The sequence below is a fragment of the Citrobacter sp. Igbk 16 genome (assembly GCF_028069755.1).
In the GTDB taxonomy this organism is placed as follows: Bacteria; Pseudomonadota; Gammaproteobacteria; order Enterobacterales; family Enterobacteriaceae; genus Citrobacter.
Genome location: NZ_JANEWJ010000002.1, coordinates 1 through 18,490, shown reverse-complemented (window position 1 = coordinate 18,490; position 18,490 = coordinate 1). Strand labels below are relative to the sequence as shown.

Below are 18,490 nucleotides of genomic sequence, written 5' to 3'. Positions count from 1 at the left end.
GGCGCGAGCGCCTTATCCGGCCTACAGGGTAAGGTGTGATTCGTAGGCCGGATAAGCGTAGCGTATCCGGCAAATCTCTTAACCCTTCATGTCCCGCAACCGCCTGCTAAGCCAGATACCGTGGTGCGGTCGCTGGCGCCAGGCAACAGAAGAGATGGTGTGCATGGTGTTAAGATGCCCCAGTATTCGTTGTAGATGCTGCTCAAGCGTACTTAATGGGCCGTGTGAGAGCATCTCTGGTGATTCGAGAATATTCACATCACCAGAACTTCCCGGTCCGTCATATTCCAGCCGCTGTTGACAGCGCTGGAGTGCAATTTCGCAGGATTCCAGATATCGCTGCGCCAGATCCGGCGTCAATATCGTGTGCTCCCTTGCCAGGGTAGTCATTGCATTGATGTGCTCGACGATGAACTGGCTGTGTGTAACCCACAGTTTCATATCTGCCAGATAGTGCGAGTTAAACCCGGGTTCCTGCATGGCCTGGTTTAAGGAGTTAAACAACGTGTTTTGCGCCTGATTGACCCGCATGCGCTGATACGCCAACGGCGTGGCCTGCGGATCGTTGCTGAGGATGAGGCGGATGGCTTCTTGATCTGCTCCTAGTGCATCGTGAGCGTTCTTACGTAGTAAACCACTCTGCCATTGCGGCCACAGCCAGAGCGTACCGCCAAAGGCGATCAAACAGCCGATCACGGTGTCGACAAACCGGGGCACGATAAACTGTTCCCCGTTCAACGTGAGTAACTGTAGGGTATATACCGCTGTGACCGTAAAGCCCACGGTGGCCCAGCCGTAGTTTTTACGGATGATCAGATAGCTCACCAGGGTTATCAGCAGCATAGCTGCCAGCGTAAAGCCCTCAGGAATATGAAAGTGCAACGTGACGCCGGCAATGACCAGTCCGACAAGCGTGCCCACCGAGCGGTGTAAAATACGCACCCGGGTTGCGCCGTAGCCATTTTGCGTGACGAACAGTATCGTCATCAGGATCCAGTAAGGTTTTGGCAGGTGTAAAGCGCTACCCATTAGGCTTGCGATACTCAACATGACGCTGATGCGTCCGGCGTTACGCAGCGCCGGAGATTTCAACGACAAATAGTTTTTCAGTGCAGGAATTAACGGTAATCGACGCTGTTTATCAGCCATCAAATCCCGGGCATACAGTGGGCGTTGGGTACGCAGCACGCGGGCAATGCGGCTGAAATGCCAGTAGCAAAATTGTCCCACCGGATTATCCGGGTGCTGCCGGGCAATCTTCTCCAGGGTGCCGATCTGCTTTTCCATCGAAAAACGCGTCGGCAAGCGGTGATACAAAATGTCATCGGCCAGTACGCGTAGACGTTCCGCAACGGTGCGAGCATTCCAGCGAATCACCTGCTCCGCGTGGCTACGCTCGACCAGCTTTTGCACTTCTTCGGGCTGGTGCAGGCTGACGGAAATATGTTCTTGTAAATCGAGCGCCTCCTGAAAGGCACGTAGCAGTCGTTTGTATTCATTATTGTGATGTGCCGACAGCATGTGCATTTGCTGGTAGCACTGGGTAATCAGATCCACGGCTTTTTGTTGACGGACCAGCAGGGGCGGTAGCGCTTTTTCGGGATCGGCATGCTGGGTCAACATGCTGTATTTGGCCTCACAGTAATCGGCTAATTCGCGGTACAACAAACTGAGTGATTCGCGCAGCGGTTGTTCACGCCACATCCAGAACCAGAACCAGTTAAACAGGCCGTACCATACTGTCCCCAGCGCGTAGATCAGCAATGGCTCCCAGACGGGCATGTTCCCGGCCAGACTCAGTGTGAAAATCGCCGCGATCAGTGAGGCGGGCAGAAGTCGTGCATGCAACGGGCTTAGCTCAGCAGTCACACCGAGAATCAGCGTCAGGCCGGTGAGGATCAGCGGCAGCGGTATAGTCTGTGCCAGCAGTAACTGCATTATCAGGCTGCAGCCGGCAAACAGCGACGCGCCAATCACTAAGCGTTTGAAAAAGCGCTTATGTGGGGTATCAAGACCCGCAATATTGCAACAGGCAGGGACGAGGGAGAACAACAGTCCCAGATGAAGCTGACCAATGATAAGACCGATAGCCACAGGTAAACATAGCACCAGCGTCTGTCGTAGTGCGTAGTTGATCTCGGGGTGATAAATCAGTCTTCGCCACATCGGAGCAAACAAAAATGGCGCATTACGACGTAACACGCCATGTCGATGGGATTAACGCGTGCCGTAGACGACGATGGTCTTACCATGTGCGGAGATCAGGTTCTGATCTTCCAGCATCTTCAGGATACGACCAACGGTTTCACGGGAACAGCCAACGATCTGGCCAATTTCCTGACGGGTGATTTTAATCTGCATGCCATCCGGGTGGGTCATCGCGTCAGGCTGTTTCGCCAGATTCAGCAGAGTCTGGGCGATACGACCGGTTACGTCGAGGAAGGCAAGGTTGCCCACTTTTTCAGACGTTACCTGCAGACGACGAGCCATCTGAGAAGACAGGCGCATCAGAATATCTGGGTTGACCTGGATTAATTGGCGAAATTTTTTGTAGGAAATTTCAGCGACTTCACATGCGGTTTTGGCACGTACCCAGGCGCTACGTTCCTGGCCTTCTTCGAAGAGGCCTAATTCACCAATAAAATCGCCCTGATTCAGATAAGAGAGGATCATTTCTTTCCCTTCTTCATCTTTGATCAGCACTGCCACTGAGCCTTTAACGATGTAATACAACGTTTCCGCTTTTTCACCCTGGTGAATCAGCGTGCTCTTCGATGGGTACTTATGAATATGGCAATGAGACAAGAACCATTCGAGAGTCGGGTCTGTTTGCGGTTTGCCAAGCACCATGCGCGGTTATCCTCTGTTATAAGCTGTCTCCAGAGCCAGAACACGACGCTGTCTCTGGGGTTGCAAAAATGTGCTTCCCGCTACCTGGGAAGGGGGCTGCTAAAAATAGATTGCAGCCTGTAATGTGATGTCCTCTGCATACATGCAGTACGTCAATGTATTACTGTAGCATCCCGACTGTTTTAGCATAGCTTTCGCCGTGTGTCTCCTGGTGTCTCGCTTCAGCATGACGCAGGTCGCCTTCCATTGCGAGAATTGTTATGTACGCGTAATCTGTCAGGAAAATTGAAACATTGGAGTTACGAAATATGCAAGCGCGTGTAAAGTGGGTTGAGGGGTTAACCTTCCTCGGTGAGTCCGCCTCAGGCCACCAAATTTTGATGGACGGTAACTCTGGTGATAAAGCGCCGAGCCCGATGGAGATGGTATTAATGGCGGCAGGGGGGTGTAGCGCCATTGATGTCGTGTCCATTCTGCAAAAGGGACGCCAGGATGTCACCAACTGCGAAGTGAAGCTCACCTCTGAGCGCCGTGAAGAAGCACCGCGTCTGTTTACCCACATCAATCTGCATTTCATCGTGACGGGGCGCGACCTGAAAGATGCGTCTGTGTCTCGGGCGGTTGATCTTTCTGCTGAGAAATATTGCTCCGTGGCGTTGATGCTGGAAAAAGCGGTGAATATCACCCATTCCTACGAAGTGATTGCTGCTTAACATATGATGCCGGATGGCGGCGTAGCCTTATCCGGCCTACATAACGATACCGACTCGTAGGCCCGATAAGCGTAGCGCCATCGGGCACATCCCATACATCACTCTATCTTTTTACCTTCCATCAGCCTCTGCACCAATGGCAGCATGATCAATTCCATCGCCAGCCCCATCTTGCCGCCCGGCACGACTAATGTATTGATATGGGAAATGAATGAACCCTGCAGCATAGCCAGCAGCCAGGGATAATCGATGCCTTCCAGATTACGAAAATGAATCACTACAAAGCTCTCATCCAGTGACGGAATACTCTTTGCCGCAAAGGGGTTGGAGGTGTCGACGGTGGGCACTCGCTGGAAGTTAATATGCGTGCGGGAAAACTGCGGCGTAATGTAATTGATATAATCGTCCATTGAACGAACGACCGAGTCCATTACCGCTTCACGTGAATGCCCGCGTTCGCTGGTATCGCGGGTGAGTTTCTGGATCCACTCCAGGTTCACAATAGGGACAACACCAACAAGCAGATCGACATGCCGTGCCACATTTTGTTGTGGTGTAACGACGCCGCCGTGCAATCCTTCATAGAACAGTACATCAGTAGGTTCAGGAAGCGGTTGCCATGGGGTGAATGTGCCCGGAACCTGGTTCCATGGAACGGCTTCATCATAGGTATGCAGATATTTACGCGACTGTCCTTTTCCCGTCTGGCCGTACTCAATGAAGGTTTGTTCGAGCAGGCCAAAGTCATTCGCTTCAGGGCCGAAGTAGCTGATGTGTCGTCCGGCGTCGCGCGCTTTGCGGATCGCCATATCCATTTCCGGGCGGGTATAACGATGAAAACTGTCACCTTCCACCTCGGCGGCACGCAGATTTAACTGTGCGAAAATTTTACGAAACGCGAGGCTGGTGGTGGTGGTCCCCGCGCCACTGGATCCTGTTACCGCAATCACCGGATGTTTGGCAGACATAACAACTCCATAAATAGGTTGGTTTTTTATTATAGTCAGCCGTCGGCAGCGGATTACTCGTGAAGCTGTTTCCTCGGCATTATGTTGACCGTTTCATGCAGTTCGGACCACACCAGCACAGCTTCACCTGATTGTAGTTGGCGTTTGACGTCGGCGACTTTTTGTTCGAGCGAGCGTTCATGTTCACCATAATCGGTGCCTTCGCGCAAGACAAAGCTTTCAATCAGGTTATCCAGCGCGTCCGGGGAGATGTCTTGCCAGGGAATCATCATGATGATGCCTCCAGATATGTTGTCAGCCAGTCTGGAATACGCGATTCCAGCCACATCTCAGGGCGACGTAACGTGCCACCAATAAATCCGACGTGTCCACCGTGCTCGGTGAGTTGATACTCCACCTGTGGGGGCAGATTCTCGGGTTGTGGGATGACATGGCTATCCATAAACGGATCGTCTTTGGCGTGGATAATCAGCGTCGGTTTGGCGATCCGATTCAACAGTGGCATGGCGCTGCACTGACGATAGTAATCTATAGCATCAGCAAAACCGTGGATTTTAGCCGTGATCAAATCGTCGAAATCGCGAATACGACGCAGGGATTTTAATTGCGCGAGGCTCACTGGCAGCGACCCCGGATACGCTTCCAGTTTCCGTGAGGCGTTGGCTTTCAGCAGATTGAGCAGGTAGCGCTGGTAGACGCGGGAGAAACCCTTCTCCATGTGATAACTACACGCTTCCAGCACAAACGGTGCAGAGACGATAACTGCCGCATCAATGGGGATCGTGTTCCCTTCTTTCGCCAGCAGGCAGGCCAGCATATTCCCACCGAGCGAATAACCTACTGCAGCGGTTGGAACGCGTCCAAACTCGCGCTCCAGCCAGTTTAAAAACCAGGTGCCATCTTCTGTTTCACCAGAGTGATAAATACGATTCAGGCGATTTGGCTCACCGCTACAGCCACGAAAATGCATCACTACACCGAGCCAGCCGCGCTTTTGCGCCGCTTCAATCAGGCCATGCGCGTACGGACTGTTCAGGCTTCCTTCCAGACCGTGAAAAACCACCAGGCGCGGCTTATGTTTGGCCTGCTGTGGATCTTCGCTCCATGCCAGGTCGACAAAGTCACCATCGGGTAATTCCAGACGCTGCCAATGGGCATCGAACTTCACCTTACGGCGTATTAAACGCGGCAGCATCGTCTGTAGATGACGGTTACTGATACCACGCATCGGGCGGAATTCTCGCGAATCGTCGGTAGGTGGGGTCATTTCTGTGGATGTGATTTCAACCATAACACCAGAGCAATTAATAATCGGAAAGAATAACTATACCGCGCACAGCGCGTGCGGGTTAGCCAATATGTGATTTTGTCGCCAGTCAGTTAGCCGGTTACGCGAGCCTGGACCGAAGCGTAGGCCTGATAAGACGCGCGAACGCCGCCATCAGGCATATTCGGCTCCGGTGCCGGATGGCGGTTTCGCCTTATCCGGCAATCAGGGCTACTCAGCCAGCATCTGCTCAAGCTGTTCCTGCGCATCCAGCCAGGCCATTTCACACTCTTCCAGCCCGGACTTCGCGCTTGCCTGTTGTTGCAGACATGCTGTGAGCTCAGCTTTACGGCTTTGGTCGTACAGTTCGCTATCACCGAGCTTCTCTTCAGCCTGTGCCAGTAGCGCGTGTAGCTTCTCCATCTCTTTTTCCAGACGGGTAATCTCTTTACGCAGCGGTTGTGTCAGGCTGCGTAGCTCGGCTTCGCGGCGTTTCTGGTCCTTACGCGCCTGGGCGCTGTTAACGCTCTCTTTTGCTGGTTCGTCGCTCTGATTTTCTTGTTTTTGCACGTCGCTCAGCCACTGCTGGTAATCTTCCAGATCGCCATCAAACGGCTCGACTTTTTTGTCGTGCACCAGATAGAGATCATCGGTGGTGGAGCGGATCAAGTGGCGATCGTGCGATACCACAACCAGTGCACCTTCGAAATCGATTAGCGCTTCGGTCAGTGCCTGGCGCATGTCCAGATCCAGGTGGTTGGTCGGTTCATCAAGCAGCAGCAGGTTCGGGCGCTGCCAGACGATCAATGCCAGCACCAGACGCGCTTTTTCACCGCCGGAGAAACGTCGGGTTTCTTCGCTGACTTTATCGCCCTGGAAGCCGAATCCACCAAGATAATCACGCAGTTTCTGTTCGAGCTCTTGTGGAGCCATACGTGCCAGGTGCTGAATGGGGGATTCATCAGCGCGCAAAAATTCCAGTTGATGCTGTGCGAAGTAGCCCAGTTTGATGCCTTTCGCCAGGCCAATCTCACCGCTGATTGGGGCCAGTTCGCCGGCCAGCAGCTTAATCAGCGTCGATTTACCCGCGCCGTTGCGACCGAGCAGGCCGATGCGGGAACCCGGCACCAGATTCAGTTTGATCGAATCGAGAATGACGCGATCGCCGTAGCCAGCGCTAACCTTTTCCATCTTCAGCAGCGGGTTTGGCAGGCTTTCCGGCTCACGGAAGCTGAAGTGGAACGGGTTGTCCACGTGCGCTGGGGCAATCAGCTCCATGCGTTCCAGCATTTTGATACGGCTCTGTGCCTGCTTCGCTTTCGTTGCTTTAGCGCGGAAACGATCGATATAGCTTTGCAGATGCGCCACGCGCTCCTGCTGGCTTTCGTACATTGCCTGTTGCTGTGCGAGGCGGGTCGCACGCTGGATTTCAAACGCGCTGTAGTTGCCGGTGTACTCGAACATAGTTTGCTGTTCGATATGAATAATTTTATCCACCACCGGATCGAGGAAGTCACGGTCATGGGAGATCAATATCAGCGTGCCCTGGTAGCTTTTCAGCCATCTTTCCAGCCAGATCACCGCGTCAAGATCGAGGTGGTTGGTCGGTTCATCAAGCAGTAGCAAATCTGAACGGCAAATCAGCGCCTGGGCCAGATTGAGACGCATACGCCAGCCACCAGAGAAATCGCTGACCGGGCGCTCTAGCTGCTCGTTAGAGAAACCGAGACCGTGCAGCAGGCTGGCCGCGCGTGAGCGCACGGTCCAGGCATCGATGGCATCCAGTTTGCCATGGACGGTGGCAATAGCGTGCCCATCGTTACGTTCGTTGGCATCGTTTAACTGTGCTTCCAGTTGACGATATTCGCGGTCGCCATCAATCACGTATTCCAGCGCAGGCTGTGGTAACGCTGGCGTTTCCTGATTCACCCATGCGAGTTGCCAGTTTCCCGGGAACGTAAATCCGCCGGCGTCTGCGCTGATTTCATTTTTCAGCAATGCCAGCAGGGTAGATTTACCGCAGCCATTTTTACCCACCAGGCCAACCTTCTGCCCTGGATTAATGGTGGCCGTGGCATTGTCCAGCAAGACGCGCACGCCGCGACGAATTTGTAACGATGAGAAAACAATCATAAGGCGCCGTATGTTCAGACTATGTTAATTTATCATTATGATAATGTAATGTGTGGGCTATTTGCCGCACCGAGGCGCAATGGTAGCCCAAAACGCCGAAAATAGACAAAAGACAAAACCGGGAGGGGGATGATGTCCCAGCCAGCGAAAGTGTTGCTGCTGTATGCCCATCCGGAATCTCAGGACTCGGTCGCGAACCGGGTTCTGCTTAAACCGGCCATGCAGCTCAATAATGTTACCGTGCACGATCTTTACGCGCACTATCCTGATTTTTTTATCGATATTTCGCACGAGCAGGAATTGCTGCGTGAGCATGACGTGATTGTTTTTCAGCATCCGCTCTATACCTATAGCTGCCCGGCTCTGCTAAAGGAGTGGCTTGACCGCGTACTGAGTCGCGGGTTTGCCAGTGGCCCCGGAGGGAACCAACTGGCGGGAAAGTACTGGCGGAGTGTGATCACCACTGGTGAGCCGGAAAGTGCGTATCGGTATGACGCGCTGAACCGCTATCCGATGAGTGATGTGTTACGTCCTTTTGAGCTGACGGCAGGAATGTGCCGGATGCACTGGATGAGTCCCATCATCGTTTACTGGGCCAGACGGCAAACGAAGCAGGAGCTGGACAGCCATGCTAAAGCGTATGGTGACTGGCTGGCGAATCCGATTCCTGTGGGAGGCCGCTGATGGAAGGTTCTGATTTATTGACGGCGGGAGTGCTGTTCCTCTTCGCGGCGGTGGCTGCGGTGCCGTTGGCATCGCGGCTGGGTATTGGACCGGTGTTGGGCTATTTGCTGGCGGGGATCGCTATTGGCCCATGGGGACTTGGCTTCATCAGTGACGTGGATGAAATTCTGCATTTCTCCGAGCTGGGCGTGGTCTTCCTGATGTTCATCATCGGGCTGGAACTTAACCCGGCTAAACTATGGCAATTGCGGCGTTCAATTTTTGGTGTCGGTGCCGCGCAGGTGTTACTTAGCGCGCTTGTCCTGGCAGGGTTATTGATGCTCACTGACTTTTCCTGGCAGGCGGCGGTAGTCGGTGGGATTGGTTTGGCGATGTCATCGACGGCAATGGCGTTACAGCTGATGCGGGAAAAAGGGATGAACCGCAGTGAATCCGGACAACTGGGCTTTTCAGTGCTGTTGTTCCAGGATTTGGCGGTGATCCCCGCGTTGGCGCTGGTTCCGCTGTTAGCAGGATCAGCCGATGAGCATTTTGACTGGATCAAAGTGGGCATGAAGGTGTTGGCTTTTGCTGGCATGTTGATTGGCGGACGCTATCTGCTGCGTCCTGTCTTTCGCTTTATTGCGGGGTCCGGCGTGCGGGAAGTGTTTACCGCGGCCACGTTGCTGCTGGTATTGGGCTCTGCGTTGTTTATGGATGCGCTGGGCCTGTCGATGGCGCTGGGAACGTTTATCGCTGGCGTGCTGCTGGCGGAAAGCGAATATCGACATGAACTGGAAACGGCGATTGATCCCTTTAAAGGGCTTTTGCTCGGGTTATTTTTCATCTCGGTGGGGATGTCACTTAACCTTGGCGTGCTTTATACCCATATTTTGTGGGTAGTGGCGAGCGTGATGGTACTGGTCATCGTGAAGACGCTGGTGCTCTATGTGTTGGCGCGGCTGAACGGCATGAGAAGCTCGGAGCGGATGCAATTTGCGGGGGTGCTAAGCCAGGGCGGAGAATTTGCCTTCGTGCTTTTTTCAACGGCATCTTCCCAGCGGCTGTTTCAGGGCGATCAAATGGCACTTTTGCTGGTAACCGTCACGCTGTCGATGATGACCACGCCACTGTTGATGAAGCTGATTGATAAATGGCTCTCTCGCCAGTTCAACGGCCCGGATGAGGAAGATGAACAGCCCTGGGTGGAAGACGATAAGCCGCAGGTTATCGTGGTGGGGTTTGGGCGTTTTGGTCAGGTGATCGGCCGTTTGCTGATGGCGAACAAAATGCGTATTACCGTCCTGGAGCGGGATATCAGTGCGGTGAATCTGATGCGTAAATATGGCTATAAAGTCTATTACGGTGACGCCACGCAGGTGGAGCTTTTACGTTCCGCTGGCGCAGAGGCGGCGCAGTCTATTGTGATCACCTGCAATGAACCTGAAGACACGATGAAGCTGGTGGAACTGTGCCAACAACATTTTCCGCATTTGCATATTCTTGCGCGAGCGCGCGGACGTGTAGAGGCGCATGAGTTATTACAGGCAGGTGTCACGCAGTTTTCCCGTGAAACCTTCTCGAGCGCACTGGAACTGGGGCGCAAAGCGCTGGTGTCGTTGGGGATGCATCCGCATCAGGCGCAGCGCGCCCAGTTACATTTTCGTCGACTCGATATGCGCATGCTACGGGAATTGATCCCGATGCATACCGATACGGTGCAAATCTCTCGTGCCAGAGAGGCCCGGCGTGAGCTGGAGGAGATTTTCCAGCGGGAGATGCAGAAAGAACGGCGCCAGTTGGATGGCTGGGATGAATTTGAGTAGAGGATAACCATGGCAATTCGTAAACGTTTTATTGCAGGCGCAAAATGTCCGACCTGCCAGGCGCAGGATTCGCTGGCGATGTGGCGTGAAAATAATATCGATATTGTTGAGTGTGTTAAGTGTGGTCATCAGATGCGCGAGGCCGATAAAGAAGCGCGCGAGCACGTTCGCAAAGAGGAGCAAGTGATCGGGATTTTTCATCCGGACTAGCGATATGACGCAGCTTTTTTTAAGCTAGAGGGTACACGGGTGCAGAATTCCGCTACAATCTGCGCCACTATTCTTTCCATGCTCAGGAGATATCATGAAAGTAGCAAAGGACCTGGTGGTCAGCCTGGCCTATCAGGTACGTACAGAAGACGGTGTGTTGGTTGATGAGTCTCCGGTGAGTGCACCGCTGGACTACCTGCATGGTCACGGTTCCCTGATTTCTGGCCTGGAAACAGCGCTGGACGGTCATGAAGTTGGCGATAAATTCGACGTTGCTGTAGGCGCAAACGACGCTTACGGTCAGTATGATGAAAACCTGGTGCAGCGCGTTCCTAAAGACGTCTTCATGGGCGTTGATGAACTGCAGGTTGGCATGCGTTTCCTGGCGGAAACTGACCAGGGTCCAGTACCGGTAGAAATTACCGAAGTGGAAGACGACCACGTTGTGGTTGACGGTAACCACATGCTGGCTGGCCAGAACCTGAAATTCAACGTAGAAGTTGTTGCTATCCGTGAAGCGACCGAAGAAGAGCTGGCCCATGGCCACGTTCACGGTGCGCATGGCCATGACCACGATCATGACCACGGTCACGATGGTTGCTGCGGTGGTCACGGTCACGACCATGGTCACGAGCACGGTGGCGAAGGCTGCTGCGGTGGTGGCGGTAAAGGTAACGGCGGCGGCTGCGGTTGCCACTAATCGGTATGATTGCCTGATGGCGCTACGCTTATCAGGCCGACCGTAGGCCGGATAAGACGTTTACGTCGTCATCCGGCACAAAAAAGCGGGGAAACCCCGCTTTTTTTACGCCTCAATAATGTGGCGGTGGCGTCTCTTCAGACTGCGACGCGATATGAGACGGCTGAGTGGCTTTGAGCTTTTCTGTCAGCAGACGCAGATGGTCGCGCAGTTTGGCCATTTCCAGTTCATGCGCGGTCACCGTTACGTTCAGCTCTTCAATGGTTATTTCCTGAAACGCCAGGCGACTCTCCAGCTCAGCCAGGCGAGTTTCCATCGTTGTATCCTGCATGATTCACCTCTTCTGTTTTTTCCGGCAGATCGCGGACTGCGGCGAATTCTACTTAACTTTGCCTGTTTGCACAGCACTCATTCCTCTGCAACGAAACTAATTTAAACAAAAAGTGTCTGAAAAGTGGTGATAATAGGGCGTGCCTGTATGTTGATTTGTTCTACAACGCTTTATAGTACGTTTTTATGTTAGCTAACCCTGGGGTGAGATGCCCCGGCCCTGGAGAGATGGATGAAATCACTGTTTAAAGTAACGCTGCTGGCGACCACAATGGCCGTTGCACTGCATGCCCCGATCACCTTCGCTGCTGATGCTGCGAAACCAGCCGCTACCGCTGACAGCAAAGCAGCATTCAAAAATGACGACCAAAAAGCCGCTTACGCGCTGGGCGCGTCCCTGGGTCGTTACATGGAAAACTCCCTGAAAGAACAGGAAAAACTGGGCATCAAACTGGATAAAGATCAGTTGATCGCGGGTGTTCAGGATGCGTTTGCAGATAAGAGCAAACTGTCTGACCAGGAAATCGAACAAACTCTGCAGGCATTTGAAGCGCGCGTGAAGACTTCCGCTCAGGCGAAAATGGAAAAAGATGCGGCCGATAACGAAGCGAAAGGTAAAGAGTACCGTGCTAAGTTTGCTAAAGAGAAAGGTGTCAAAACCTCTTCTACTGGCCTGGTCTACAAAGTAGAGAAAGAAGGTACCGGTGAAGCACCGAAAGACAGCGATACTGTGGTTGTGAACTACAAAGGTACGCTGATTGATGGTAAAGAGTTTGATAACTCTTACACCCGTGGCGAGCCGCTCTCTTTCCGTCTTGACGGTGTTATTCCTGGCTGGACTGAAGGCCTGAAAAACATCAAGAAAGGCGGTAAAATCCAGTTGGTTATCCCACCGGATCTGGCATACGGTAAAACTGGCGTTCCGGGCATTCCAGCAAACTCCACGCTGGTCTTTGATGTTGAGCTGTTAGATATCAAACCGGCACCGAAAGCAGATGCGAAGCCAGATGCTGCACCGGCTGATAAAGCTGCAGACAGCAGCAAAAAGTAAATGATTAGAAACCGCCGCCCACAGGGCGGCGGTTTTTTATTATCGGCAGGATATAATTAATACTGGAAAGCGCCTTGTGCGCTGTATTACTTTAGATGCCCCTATAATAGTGATGAGCCTGCCCTGACAACATAACGACAGGCTCCTGAAAAGGAGTGCTTTTTTTCATGTCCAGGTCGCTTTTAACCAACGAAACCAGTGAGCTAGATTTACTGGATCAACGTCCTTTCGATCAAACCGACTTCGATATCCTTAAATCCTATGAAGCGGTAGTGGACGGGTTGGCGATGCTCATTGGTTCCCATTGTGAAATCGTATTGCACTCTTTGCAGGATTTGAAATGCTCGGCCATTCGCATCGCTAACGGTGAACATACGGGCCGTAAAATTGGCTCGCCGATTACCGACCTTGCGTTGCGTATGCTGCATGATATGACGGGTGCGGATAGCAGCGTGTCGAAGTGTTATTTCACACGCGCGAAAAGCGGTGTCTTGATGAAGTCGGTGACGATTGCCATTCGCAACCGTGAGCATCGCGTGATTGGTCTGCTGTGCATCAACATGAACCTTGATGTCCCTTTCTCGCAGATAATGAATACCTTTATCCCGCCGGAGACCCCGGAAGTGGGATCAGCCGTGAACTTCGCGTCCTCAGTCGAAGATCTGGTGACCCAGACGCTGGAGTTCACCATTGAAGAAGTGAACGCCGATCGTAACGTCTCCAACAATGCCAAGAATCGTCAGATCGTCCTGAACCTGTATGAGAAAGGGATCTTCGATATTAAAGATGCGATCAATCAGGTTGCCGATCGTCTGAACATCTCCAAGCACACGGTCTACCTCTATATTCGCCAGTTCAAAAGCGGTGATTTCCAGGGGCAAGATAAGTAATGCGTTTTGCCATCATGGTAACCGGGCCCGCCTACGGCACACAGCAAGCGAGTAGCGCATTGCAATTTGCGCATGCGCTACTCGAAGAAGGACACGAATTGTGTAGCGTCTTCTTTTATCGTGAGGGCGTGTATAACGCGAACGTTCTGACATCGCCCGCCAGTGATGAATTTGATTTAGTGCGAGCCTGGCAAAAGCTTCACCAGCAGCATGGTGTGGCGCTGAATATCTGTGTAGCGGCAGCCTTGCGGCGTGGTGTTGTTGATGAGACTGAGGCAACACGACTGGGGTTGTCTGGTGCTAATTTACAGTCAGGATTTACTCTCAGCGGTCTTGGATCGCTGGCTGAAGCATCCCTGACGTGCGATCGCGTGGTGCAGTTTTAATGAAACGTGTTGCCTTTGTTTTTTCTACTGTGCCGCACGGCAGCGCATCCGGCCGCGAAGGACTGGATGCTTTACTGGCGACATCTGCATTAACGGAAGATCTCGGCGTGTTCTTTATCGGTGATGGTGTCTTCCAGATCCTCCAGGGGCAACAACCGGATGTCGTTCTGGCGCGAGACTATATTGCTACTTTCAAACTGTTAGGATTGTACGATATAGAACAATGCTGGCTTTGTGCGGCCTCATTGCGTGAGCGAGGCCTGGCAGAGGGGGCGAATTTTGTGGTTGATGCGACGGCGCTTGAACCGGAAGATTTGCGTCGTGAGCTTGGCAACTATGACGTCATTTTGAGGTTTTGAGGCTCTCATGCTGCACATTTTACATCGCTCTGCGTGGCTAACCGACTTCTCCTCTCTCCTGCGTCTGATTGCTGAAGATGACGAGCTATTACTGCTTCAGGATAGCGTCACTGCAGCAATAGAAGGCAGTCGTTTCCTTGAAAGTCTGCAAAATGCCTCCATTAAGGTCTATGTACTGGAAGAAGACATTAAAGCTCGCGGGTTGGGTGGTCAAATTTCAGACAGTGTCGTCAGGGTTGGCTATACTGACTTCGTCAGACTTACGGTGAAGCATCTCAGCCAGATGACCTGGTAATTGTGGGATCGTTGTATATTTCTTGACACCTTTTCGACACCGACCTAAAATTCTGCGTCCTCATATTGTATGAGGTCGTTTTATTACGTGTTTACGAAGCAAAAGCTAAAACCAGGAGCTATTTAATGGCAACAGTTAACCAGCTGGTACGCAAACCACGTGCACGCAAAGTTGCAAAAAGCAACGTGCCTGCGCTGGAAGCATGCCCGCAGAAACGTGGCGTATGTACTCGTGTATATACTACCACCCCTAAAAAACCGAACTCCGCACTGCGTAAAGTTTGCCGTGTTCGTCTGACTAACGGTTTTGAAGTGACTTCCTACATCGGTGGTGAAGGTCACAACCTGCAGGAGCACTCCGTGATCCTGATCCGTGGCGGTCGTGTAAAAGACCTCCCGGGTGTTCGTTACCACACCGTTCGTGGTGCGCTTGACTGCTCCGGCGTTAAAGACCGTAAGCAATCACGCTCCAAGTATGGCGTGAAACGTCCTAAGGCTTAATGGTTCTCCGTTAAGTAAGGCCAAACGTTTTATATTAATGTCAAACTAAACTCTTAGAGTTTTGGACAATCCTGAATTAACAACGGAGTATTTCCATGCCACGTCGTCGCGTCATTGGTCAGCGTAAAATTCTGCCGGATCCGAAGTTCGGATCAGAACTGCTGGCTAAATTTGTAAATATCCTGATGGTAGATGGTAAAAAATCTACTGCCGAAACTATCGTATACAGCGCGCTGGAGACCCTGGCTCAGCGTTCTGGTAAAAACGAACTGGAAGCTTTCGAAGTAGCTCTCGAAAACGTGCGCCCGACTGTCGAAGTTAAGTCTCGCCGCGTTGGTGGTTCTACTTATCAGGTACCAGTTGAAGTCCGTCCGGTCCGTCGTAATGCTCTGGCAATGCGTTGGATCGTTGAAGCTGCTCGTAAACGCGGTGATAAATCCATGGCTCTGCGCCTGGCGAACGAACTTTCTGATGCTGCAGAAAACAAAGGTACTGCAGTTAAGAAACGTGAAGACGTTCACCGTATGGCAGAAGCCAACAAGGCGTTCGCACACTACCGTTGGTAATCCCTTCGGAGTTTTAGTCACCAGGCGGGCGCTTCTAGTAAGCAGCCCGCTTTGGGCTACTTAAATTGAACGCCTAAAAGATAAACGAGGAATCAAATGGCTCGTACAACACCCATCGCGCGCTACCGTAACATCGGTATCAGTGCGCACATCGACGCCGGTAAAACCACTACTACCGAACGTATTCTGTTCTACACCGGTGTAAACCATAAAATCGGTGAAGTTCATGACGGCGCAGCCACCATGGACTGGATGGAGCAGGAGCAGGAGCGTGGTATTACTATCACTTCCGCAGCGACTACTGCATTCTGGTCTGGTATGGCTAAGCAGTACGAACCGCATCGCGTAAACATCATCGACACCCCGGGGCACGTTGACTTCACAATCGAAGTAGAACGTTCCATGCGTGTGCTTGATGGTGCAGTAATGGTTTACTGCGCAGTTGGTGGTGTTCAGCCTCAGTCTGAAACCGTATGGCGTCAGGCAAACAAATATAAAGTTCCGCGCATTGCGTTCGTTAACAAAATGGACCGTATGGGTGCGAACTTCCTGAAAGTTGTTGGTCAGATCAAAACCCGTCTGGGCGCGAACCCTGTTCCGCTGCAGCTGGCAATTGGCGCTGAAGAAGCGTTCACCGGTGTTGTTGACCTGGTGAAAATGAAAGCCATCAACTGGAACGAAGAAGATGCAGGTGTAACCTTCACTTATGAAGATATCCCGGCAGACATGCAGGAACTGGCTGAAGAATGGCACCAGAACCTGATCGAGTCCGCTGCGGAAGCTTCAGAAGAGCTGATGGAGAAATACTTGGGTGGTGAAGAACTGACTGAAGAAGAGATCAAAAAAGCTCTGCGTCAGCGTGTTCTGAACAACGAAATCATCCTGGTAACCTGTGGTTCTGCGTTCAAGAACAAAGGTGTTCAGGCGATGCTGGATGCGGTAATTGATTACCTGCCATCCCCAGTCGACGTACCTGCGATCAACGGTATTCTGGACGACGGTAAAGATACTCCTGCTGAGCGTCATGCTAGCGATGACGAGCCGTTTGCTGCACTGGCATTCAAAATCGCTACCGACCCGTTCGTGGGTAACCTGACCTTCTTCCGTGTGTACTCTGGTGTGGTTAACTCCGGTGACACCATCCTGAACTCCGTGAAAACTGCACGTGAGCGTTTTGGCCGTATCGTTCAGATGCACGCCAACAAACGTGAAGAGATCAAAGAAGTTCGCGCGGGCGATATCGCGGCTGCAATCGGTCTGAAAGACGTGACCACTGGTGACACCCTGTGTGACCCGGATCACCCGATCATTCTGGAACGTATGGAATTCCCTGAGCCGGTAATCTCCATCGCAGTTGAACCGAAAACCAAAGCTGACCAGGAAAAAATGGGTCTGGCTCTGGGCCGTCTGGCTAAAGAAGACCCGTCTTTCCGTGTATGGACTGACGAAGAATCTAACCAGACCATTATCGCCGGTATGGGTGAGCTGCACCTCGACATCATCGTTGACCGTATGAAGCGTGAATTCAACGTTGAAGCGAACGTCGGTAAACCTCAGGTTGCTTACCGCGAAGCGATTCGTGCGAAAGTTACCGATATCGAAGGTAAACACGCTAAGCAGTCTGGTGGTCGCGGCCAGTACGGTCATGTTGTTATCGACATGTACCCGCTGGAGCCGGGTTCAAACCCGAAAGGCTACGAGTTCATCAACGACATCAAAGGTGGTGTAATTCCTGGCGAATACATCCCGGCCGTTGATAAAGGCATCCAGGAACAGCTGAAATCCGGCCCGCTGGCTGGTTACCCGGTTGTTGATCTGGGCGTGCGTCTACACTTCGGTTCTTACCATGACGTTGACTCCTCTGAGCTGGCGTTTAAACTGGCCGCTTCTATCGCCTTCAAAGATGGCTTTAAGAAAGCGAAACCAGTTCTGCTTGAGCCTATCATGAAGGTTGAAGTAGAGACTCCGGAAGAGAACACCGGTGACGTTATCGGTGACTTGAGCCGCCGTCGTGGTATGCTTCGTGGTCAGGAATCCAACGTCACTGGCGTTGTTATCCACGCTGAAGTTCCGCTGTCTGAAATGTTCGGATATGCAACCCAACTGCGTTCTCTGACCAAAGGCCGTGCTTCTTACTCCATGGAGTTCCTGAAGTACGACGATGCGCCGAACAACGTTGCTCAGGCCGTTATTGAAGCCCGTGGTAAATAAGCCACAGGATTAAAACCTAAGTCCCGTGCTCTCTCCAAAGGGGAGAGCACTATAGTAAGGAATATAGCCGTGTCTAAAGAAAAATTTGAACGTACAAAACCGCACGTTAACGTCGGCACCATCGGCCACGTTGACCACGGTAAAACTACCCTGACCGCTGCAATCACCACCGTACTGGCTAAAACCTACGGCGGTGCTGCTCGTGCTTTCGACCAGATCGATAACGCTCCGGAAGAAAAAGCTCGTGGTATCACCATCAACACTTCTCACGTTGAATATGACACCCCGACTCGCCACTACGCGCACGTAGACTGCCCGGGCCACGCCGACTATGTTAAAAACATGATCACCGGTGCTGCGCAGATGGACGGCGCGATCCTGGTTGTTGCTGCGACTGACGGCCCGATGCCGCAGACTCGTGAGCACATCCTGCTGGGTCGTCAGGTAGGCGTTCCGTACATCATCGTGTTCCTGAACAAATGCGACATGGTTGATGACGAAGAGCTGCTGGAACTGGTAGAAATGGAAGTTCGTGAACTTCTGTCTCAGTACGATTTCCCGGGCGACGACAC

General features: G+C 52.3%; 21 protein-coding genes. 14 read left to right on the top strand and 7 right to left on the bottom strand.

All coding sequences use genetic code 11. From position 1 onward, the window contains the following. Positions 1 to 78 precede the first annotated feature (78 nt). A complete protein-coding gene (locus NNO03_RS01790; protein ID WP_271448770.1) occupies positions 79 to 2,166 on the bottom strand; it encodes a YccS/YhfK family putative transporter in 2,088 nt (695 codons plus the stop codon). 51 nt (positions 2,167 to 2,217) lie between these two features. After that, the gene (crp, locus tag NNO03_RS01785; protein ID WP_000242758.1) at positions 2,218 to 2,850 is read right to left on the bottom strand and encodes a cAMP-activated global transcriptional regulator CRP; all 633 of its coding nucleotides are present in this window, start codon (positions 2,848 to 2,850) and stop codon (positions 2,218 to 2,220) included. Positions 2,851 to 3,158: 308 nt separating this feature from the next. Here crp and NNO03_RS01780 point away from each other — a divergent pair, with 308 nt between their 5' ends. Then, positions 3,159 to 3,563: an OsmC family protein gene (locus NNO03_RS01780; RefSeq protein ID WP_202037578.1), complete on the top strand. Its 405-nt coding sequence runs from the start codon at positions 3,159 to 3,161 to the stop codon at positions 3,561 to 3,563. Positions 3,564 to 3,661: 98 nt separating this feature from the next. Here NNO03_RS01780 and NNO03_RS01775 read toward each other — a convergent pair whose 3' ends face one another. The 4 genes from NNO03_RS01775 to NNO03_RS01760 form a co-directional block, all read right to left on the bottom strand. Then, on the bottom strand, positions 3,662 to 4,531 hold the full coding sequence (locus NNO03_RS01775) for a phosphoribulokinase (protein ID WP_008786301.1): 870 nt from the start codon (positions 4,529 to 4,531) through the stop codon (positions 3,662 to 3,664). 53 nt (positions 4,532 to 4,584) lie between these two features. After that, on the bottom strand, positions 4,585 to 4,803 hold the full coding sequence (locus tag NNO03_RS01770) for a YheU family protein (protein WP_202037580.1): 219 nt from the start codon (positions 4,801 to 4,803) through the stop codon (positions 4,585 to 4,587). Then, positions 4,800 to 5,822, bottom strand: a complete 1,023-nt coding sequence (locus NNO03_RS01765; RefSeq protein WP_271448647.1) for a hydrolase — start codon at positions 5,820 to 5,822, stop codon at positions 4,800 to 4,802. The genes NNO03_RS01770 and NNO03_RS01765 overlap by 4 nt, the downstream gene beginning before the upstream one ends. Before the next feature lie 207 nt (positions 5,823 to 6,029). Further along, on the bottom strand, positions 6,030 to 7,931 hold the full coding sequence (locus tag NNO03_RS01760) for an ABC transporter ATP-binding protein (protein ID WP_271448646.1): 1,902 nt from the start codon (positions 7,929 to 7,931) through the stop codon (positions 6,030 to 6,032). A 132-nt stretch (positions 7,932 to 8,063) separates the two neighbouring features. Here NNO03_RS01760 and kefG point away from each other — a divergent pair, with 132 nt between their 5' ends. The 4 genes from kefG (at position 8,064) to slyD (ending at position 11,330) form a co-directional block, all read left to right on the top strand. Then, complete coding sequence (gene kefG, locus NNO03_RS01755; RefSeq protein ID WP_271442323.1) at positions 8,064 to 8,615, top strand: glutathione-regulated potassium-efflux system ancillary protein KefG; 552 nt, start codon at positions 8,064 to 8,066, stop codon at positions 8,613 to 8,615. After that, positions 8,615 to 10,420, top strand: a complete 1,806-nt coding sequence (gene kefB, locus NNO03_RS01750) for a glutathione-regulated potassium-efflux system protein KefB (protein ID WP_271442315.1) — start codon at positions 8,615 to 8,617, stop codon at positions 10,418 to 10,420. Before kefG ends, kefB begins: the two co-directional genes overlap by 1 nt. A 9-nt stretch (positions 10,421 to 10,429) precedes the next feature. Continuing rightward, complete coding sequence (locus NNO03_RS01745) at positions 10,430 to 10,630, top strand: YheV family putative zinc ribbon protein (protein WP_271442316.1); 201 nt, start codon at positions 10,430 to 10,432, stop codon at positions 10,628 to 10,630. Positions 10,631 to 10,724: 94 nt separating this feature from the next. Continuing rightward, on the top strand, positions 10,725 to 11,330 hold the full coding sequence (slyD, locus tag NNO03_RS01740) for a peptidylprolyl isomerase (RefSeq protein ID WP_003023634.1): 606 nt from the start codon (positions 10,725 to 10,727) through the stop codon (positions 11,328 to 11,330). 112 nt (positions 11,331 to 11,442) lie between these two features. Here slyD and NNO03_RS01735 read toward each other — a convergent pair whose 3' ends face one another. After that, positions 11,443 to 11,661 (bottom strand): protein SlyX, encoded by a 219-nt coding sequence (locus NNO03_RS01735; RefSeq protein ID WP_003023639.1) that lies wholly within the window; start codon positions 11,659 to 11,661, stop codon positions 11,443 to 11,445. 231 nt (positions 11,662 to 11,892) lie between these two features. Here NNO03_RS01735 and fkpA point away from each other — a divergent pair, with 231 nt between their 5' ends. From fkpA to NNO03_RS01690, 9 genes are all read left to right on the top strand, one after another. After that, on the top strand, positions 11,893 to 12,711 hold the full coding sequence (fkpA, locus tag NNO03_RS01730) for an FKBP-type peptidyl-prolyl cis-trans isomerase (RefSeq protein WP_271442317.1): 819 nt from the start codon (positions 11,893 to 11,895) through the stop codon (positions 12,709 to 12,711). A 167-nt stretch (positions 12,712 to 12,878) separates the two neighbouring features. Then, positions 12,879 to 13,601, top strand: a complete 723-nt coding sequence (locus tag NNO03_RS01725) for a transcriptional regulator (protein ID WP_003023643.1) — start codon at positions 12,879 to 12,881, stop codon at positions 13,599 to 13,601. Beyond that, complete coding sequence (tusD, locus tag NNO03_RS01720; protein WP_005121677.1) at positions 13,601 to 13,987, top strand: sulfurtransferase complex subunit TusD; 387 nt, start codon at positions 13,601 to 13,603, stop codon at positions 13,985 to 13,987. Before NNO03_RS01725 ends, tusD begins: the two co-directional genes overlap by 1 nt. Further along, positions 13,987 to 14,346 (top strand): sulfurtransferase complex subunit TusC, encoded by a 360-nt coding sequence (gene tusC / locus NNO03_RS01715; RefSeq protein ID WP_121585138.1) that lies wholly within the window; start codon positions 13,987 to 13,989, stop codon positions 14,344 to 14,346. Before tusD ends, tusC begins: the two co-directional genes overlap by 1 nt. A 7-nt stretch (positions 14,347 to 14,353) precedes the next feature. Further along, on the top strand, positions 14,354 to 14,641 hold the full coding sequence (gene tusB / locus NNO03_RS01710) for a sulfurtransferase complex subunit TusB (protein ID WP_271442321.1): 288 nt from the start codon (positions 14,354 to 14,356) through the stop codon (positions 14,639 to 14,641). Between the two features lie 125 nt (positions 14,642 to 14,766). Further along, positions 14,767 to 15,141, top strand: coding sequence for a 30S ribosomal protein S12 (gene rpsL, locus NNO03_RS01705; RefSeq protein ID WP_003023654.1), 375 nt, complete (start codon positions 14,767 to 14,769; stop codon positions 15,139 to 15,141). Positions 15,142 to 15,236: 95 nt separating this feature from the next. Beyond that, positions 15,237 to 15,707, top strand: coding sequence for a 30S ribosomal protein S7 (gene rpsG, locus NNO03_RS01700; RefSeq protein ID WP_003023657.1), 471 nt, complete (start codon positions 15,237 to 15,239; stop codon positions 15,705 to 15,707). A 96-nt stretch (positions 15,708 to 15,803) separates the two neighbouring features. Next, positions 15,804 to 17,918, top strand: coding sequence for an elongation factor G (gene fusA / locus NNO03_RS01695; RefSeq protein ID WP_003023659.1), 2,115 nt, complete (start codon positions 15,804 to 15,806; stop codon positions 17,916 to 17,918). A gap of 69 nt (positions 17,919 to 17,987) precedes the next feature. Beyond that, positions 17,988 to 18,490 (top strand): GTP-binding protein (locus NNO03_RS01690; protein ID WP_000031735.1); only part of this gene is annotated, 503 nt, incomplete at its 3' end.